Source organism: Novipirellula sp., from assembly GCF_041583735.1.
In the GTDB taxonomy this organism is placed as follows: Bacteria; Planctomycetota; Planctomycetia; order Pirellulales; family Pirellulaceae; genus Novipirellula.
The window spans coordinates 1-5,587 of the sequence record NZ_JBFHFD010000581.1 but is presented as its reverse complement, the minus strand read 5'-3'; the positions used below and the strand labels follow the sequence as shown (position 1 = coordinate 5,587).

Annotated in this window: 3 protein-coding genes and 1 pseudogene; 2 read left to right on the top strand and 2 right to left on the bottom strand. The window is 54.0% G+C overall.

Features of this window, described 5'->3' with window-relative positions:
• Window positions 1–143 (bottom strand): annotated as a pseudogene (locus ABX962_RS28760) (glycine cleavage system protein T); the annotation flags it as partial.
• Between the two features lie 196 nt (window positions 144–339).
• Window positions 340–2,595: a ribonuclease R family protein gene (locus tag ABX962_RS28755; RefSeq protein ID WP_372724642.1), complete on the bottom strand. Its 2,256-nt coding sequence runs from the start codon at window positions 2,593–2,595 to the stop codon at window positions 340–342.
• Between the two features lie 332 nt (window positions 2,596–2,927).
• Between ABX962_RS28755 and ABX962_RS28750 the strand changes: the two genes are divergently transcribed.
• Window positions 2,928–4,985, top strand: coding sequence for a prolyl oligopeptidase family serine peptidase (locus tag ABX962_RS28750; protein ID WP_372724641.1), 2,058 nt, complete (start codon window positions 2,928–2,930; stop codon window positions 4,983–4,985).
• A gap of 101 nt (window positions 4,986–5,086) precedes the next feature.
• On the top strand, window positions 5,087–5,587 hold a 501-nt coding region (locus tag ABX962_RS28745), incomplete at its 3' end, for a nitroreductase (protein WP_372724639.1).

Genomic DNA, 5,587 nt, shown 5'->3' with positions numbered 1-5,587 from the left:
GCCGCCGATGTTCGACACGCTTGGTGTTCGGTGACGATCGAGGAATACTGGATCGGCATCTCATAGCCCGCGAAGGGGACCATTTTTGCACCGGCGGACCGGTGCCATGCATCCAACGGTGTGGTGGAAAGCGAGGTATTCATGGCAAGTCCGCTAGGGGCAGGAGTGTCCATCGATTTTTCAGCACCGGCAAAGCAGCACAGATAGCTACCGCGGTTGCGTTAGTCAGGGGAAAGGCGGCCGTGATGTCAACGATCAGTGTGTGACCGACGGATGCCGATCAACACGCGTCAGTTTATACAGAACACCACGATCGAAAAGCCCCAAGCCGCAAATGCTTTATCGCTTTCGCCGCTTCTTCTTTTGACGAGCTTCATTCTTGCGTTTTGTCCCCACCCGTTCTTTGCTGTGTTTCGGACGGCCTGAGGACACTGGGCCCGCTTCTGAGGAGTGGTTTTTAACCAAATCAAAAAACAGCTGGCGTTCTTGAAGGTCGATTTTCGCAATTTGTACCGTTAATAAATCTCCCAGTCGAAAACGATTTCCGTCGCGGAATCCAACCAATTGCTGTCCCTGACGTTCAAATCGATACTTGTCATTCGGCAATGCGGCGACCGGCAAAAAACCGTCGACGGGAAGCTTGATGCAACGCGCGTGAATCCCGTCCGCAAAAACACGGCTGACGACGGCATCGAGTTTTTCGCCGACCTTCTTCTTCAAAAAATGAAGCAATTTTAACTCGATCAAATCACGCTCGGCCTGCTGGGCATTGCGTTCCATATCACTGCAGTGATGCCCGAGTCGCAACAACACCTGAAACGATTCATCCGGCGTTTTCTGGCCCTCAATCAGCTTCTGCACCAATCGGTGAACCGACAGATCGGGATAACGACGAATCGGACTGGTGAAGTGGCAATAGTGCTCCATATCGAGCGCGTAGTGCCCTTCACGCTGAGGCCCATAGACCGCCTTGTTCATCGATTTCAAAACCGAAAAGTTGACCGCTTGCTCCAGCGGCGTGCCAGCGACCATGTCGAGCACACGTTGGATCTCGAACCGACTTTCGAGCGACTCCACATTCAATCCTAAATCACGGACAAACACCTGCAAATCGCGAATTTTTCGTCGCTGTGGCGGTTCATGAATGCGGTGCAAGAAGTTCAATTCCAAATCATCCAACCACGAGGCAACCGCCTGATTGCCCGCCAACATGAACTCTTCGATGATTTGATGGCTCTCGGTGTTTTCCGACAAATGCGCCCCGCGAACCTTTCCCGATTTATCAAAATCCAATTTGACGTCCGGCATGTCCAACGACAACGAACCGCCCTTGAAGCGAGCCTTTCGCATCTGCATTGCAAGTGTGTGCATCCGTGAAAGCAGATCACAAATCGCATCGCCCCATGGCTTGCGCTGAGCATCGGGGTTCGCTAAAAACTTGTCGACTTGCTCGTAGGTAAACCGCTTGTCACTGAGGATCGCAGCGTTGTGAACTTCGATATGCGTGATCGTTAGATCGTCGAGCATTTCGATTTCGACCGTTTTGGTCAATCGAATGCGATCGGGCTGCAGACTGGCTAAGTGATTACTGATGATTTCAGGAATCATCGGCACAACTCGATCGGGCAAATAAACACTGGTTGCCCGGTTTTTGGCTTCTTCGTCCAGCACGCTTCCTTCGGGAATAAAGCTGCTGACGTCGGCGATATGCACCCACAGCCGCCAACGCCCCTCTTCACGCTCAAGCGAAATGGCGTCGTCAAAGTCACGAGCATCAAAGGGGTCGATCGTGATCGTCAGCAGCTTGGTCAGATCCTTGCGTCCCTCCGGCACAATCTCGTCGTTGAACGCATCGGCTTGCTCGCGTGCTCCGTCCAACACGTTTTCAGGAAAGTTATCGGGCAACCCGTACTGACGCATGATCGTCAGCGTATCGATTGCCGGATTGGTGCTGCTGCCCAAGCGCTCCAGCAACACCGCTTCGCCCCCGTGACCATCGTCGTCGGGAAACTCGACCATTTCGACAAACACCTTGTCGTCGTCACTGAGCGGCAGCCCGCGAACATCGCCGATCGAAACAGGTTGGCTGTAGGGAGTCCCGTCGAGAAATACCGCGGGCTCGCCGCGAATCATGCGAAACGTGCCAGTGAATTGGCGTCGAGCACGTTCAAGTATCTTGACAACGACGCCCTCTTGGCCTCCCTTGCGACTCGGCTGCAATTTGACTTCGACGATGTCGCCTTCGAGGGCGCCATGCGTCGAACCCGGCGGCACAAAAAGATGCTCGGCTATTTCGCTGTCGTCATCATGTTCGCCAGGGCGAACAAAACCAAAGCCCCCCCCCATCGCGCGACGGAAGGTGCCGCGAACATAATCGCTGCCCCCTTCGAACGCCCCAGCAGGAATCACTAAGTGATTCGATCCGTAAACCACGCGGCCTTCGATCACAAGTTGTTTGACAACTCGGCGAAGCTCGCGATAGCCATCGGAATCCAGCTTCAACGCGGTCGCGATTTGCTTGGGCTTGCTGGGGCGGTAGATAGACGAGCTGATATGACGAAGCAGCTGGTCGGTTAATTCGGGTGATACATCCATTCAGGAAAAGATATCCGATTGAGAGGTTCCGAACACTCCACCTGTGGAGACCGGCGGCCTCTTGCGACACAGAAAGTGCTCGTCAGGCATCATATTGGGCTGTAAAGCACCAAAACCGCTTGCGATTTTAAGAGAAATCGTGGAATGCGACAGCCACAAGGGTGCGATGCCGCGCGGTTAGAGCCTGGGGATTGAGAGATTAGACGCGGCGACGCGAGGAAAGGTTCGCTTTATTTGTGCCGCGATGGTTCCCCCCCCACTGCTGAAGACACCGTCACGTTGGATTACAATTGCCTCCCACTCTCCCAATCTCCCACCGAAAGCCGCCCCCAATGCGAAACGCCTCTGTCTGTCTGGTCCTCTTGCTACTCATCTCTTCGGCCCTCGCCGATGGCCCCGGTGACAACATCGCCGAGAACGTTCGCGCGGTGCCTCCCGTAGGAATCGAACTCAGCGCCGTCGTTCGAAACGAGCTCGATGGCAGTTTGGCAGAGCTGAATACAAAAATCGAGCAGCTCCGCAAATCGAAAGACCGGAAAGTACAATCGCTGTTGCCCGATGTCGAGATTTTCTCGCGAGCGATCCGAGACGCGGTTGGGCACCGCGAACTGTTCCACCAAAACGACCTTGGCAAAGCCCGCCAAGTGCTGGCCGAAGGTCATGCTCGCGCCGATGCACTGAAAAACGGAAACGCTCCCTGGACCACGCAAACCGGCTTGCTGGTGCGTGGATTCAAGTCGCGTATCGATGACACCGTTCAGCCCTACGGTGTCGTTGTCCCCGAGTCGTATGCATTCGCCGGAGCAAGCGAGTATCGAACGGATGTATGGCTACATGGACGTGGCGAACGGTCCACGGAATCTCTTTTCATCCACGAACGCATGAACCGCGTCGGACAAATCTCGCCCGCCAACACGCTGGTCGTGCATCCCTACGGTCGCTACAGCAACGCCTTTAAATTCGCAGGCGAAATCGATGTGCTCGAAGCTCTCGATCATGCCAAGTCGCAATACCGGGTTGATGAAAACCGCATTAGCATTCGTGGCTTCTCGATGGGCGGAGCAGGCTGCTGGCAATTCGCGGTGCATTACCCCAGCCAATTCTTTGCCGCTACGCCGGGTGCCGGTTTCTCCGAGACCCCTGAATTCTTGAAATCGTTTCAAGGTGAAACTCTAACCCCGACTTGGTACGAGACAAAGCTTTGGCAACTATACGACTGCACCGGATATGCCGCAAACTTGTTCAATTTGTCGACGATCGCTTACAGCGGCGAACTGGATATCCAAAAACAAGCCGCCGACATCATGGAACAAGCGATGGGCGATCAAGGACTGAAGCTAACGCACCTGATTGGCCCTCAAACCAAGCACGCGATTCACCCCGATTCGCTAACGACCATCGAGAGCAAACTTGCCAATCTTGCGGATCGAGGACGGGATCGGGCTCCTACGACGGTCGACTTCACTACCTACACGCTACGCTACAACCGATCGTTTTGGTTAACCATCAATGAATTGACCGAACACTGGAAACGTGCGACCGTCCACGCCACGTTGTCAGCCCCCGAAAACACGATTCACTTAACCGTCGATGGCGTCGGCGGTCTGCAACTTGACCTCGCTGCAGGGGACGCCCCATTCAATCTTCGCCAACCCGTGCAAATCGAGGTCGTTGACTTCAGCCCCAACAATGACAGTGAAACTTCCGCGAACCGGCAAATCCTGGTGGGGCCACGTCCCGAATCGGACCGATCATGGCAATGCCAAATCTATCGTGATGGCGATCAATGGAAAATCGGCTCACGTCCCACCCCACACAACATTGCAAAACGACATGGGTTACAAGGACCGATTGATGATGCGTTCATGGATCGATTTATCATTATTGCCCCCAGTGGCAAAGGACTTCACCCCGAGACCGACGCATGGGCAAAATCGGAATTGGATCACTTGGTGCGTGAGTGGCGGCGTCAATTCCGCGGCGATGCGATCGTCAAGCAGGATACTGAAATTAGCGACAAAGATATCGCGACGAGTCATCTGATTGTGTTCGGAGACCCCTCGAGCAACGCATTTCTCAAATCGATCCACAGCGAACTTCCCATCCAATGGAGCGAAGACCAAAGCAGCGTGAGGGTTGGACATGACAAACATGTTGACGCGGCTCATCACGCACCGGTAATGATCTACCCGAATCCCAAAAACCCAAATCGTTATGTGGTCATCAACAGCGGGTTTACCTATCGCGAATACGCCTATCTAAACAACGCTCGCCAAGTCCCCAAGCTTCCCGACTGGGCGATCATCGACATTCGCACTCCGGCGAACTCGCTGTGGCCCGGCAACGTTGTCGACGCCGGATTCTTCGACGAATCGTGGAAGCTAAAGTAATAAAAAAGGTGTCCGACACCTTTTTTCACCGCCAAACTACCCAAACCACCAAAAAGGTGTCCGACACCTTTTTTAAGGCGACACCTTTTTTAAGGACTTATATGATTCCTGTTAGCCAAGTGATTCGTCAGAGGCGGACGATTAAACCGACGCAATATTCGGACCGGGATGTGGACGAAGCAATCGTTCACGAATTACTCGAAAATGCGAATTGGGCCCCCACGCATGGGATGACCGAACCTTGGCGTTTCACGGTGTTCAGCGGCGATGCTCGAAAGCGATTGGCTGAATTCTTGGCCGAGACCTACAGGAGTCTGACGACCGAGGAAACGTTCAAGCAAAAGAAATACGACGGGATGCGAGTCAATGCAACCTGTGCTCCGGTCGTAATCGCGATTGGGATGAAACGACAAGCGAGCGAAAAGATCTCGTTGCTGGATGAGCTATTAGCGGTCGCTTGCGCCGTGCAAAACATGCACTTAACCGCAGCCGCGTATGGACTCGGCGGCTTCTGGTCGACCAATGTTGCTGCGACTAGTACTGCGATGCGAGACTTCATTGGGCTCGATGAGAACGACCAAGCCCTTGGTTTGTTTTATCTC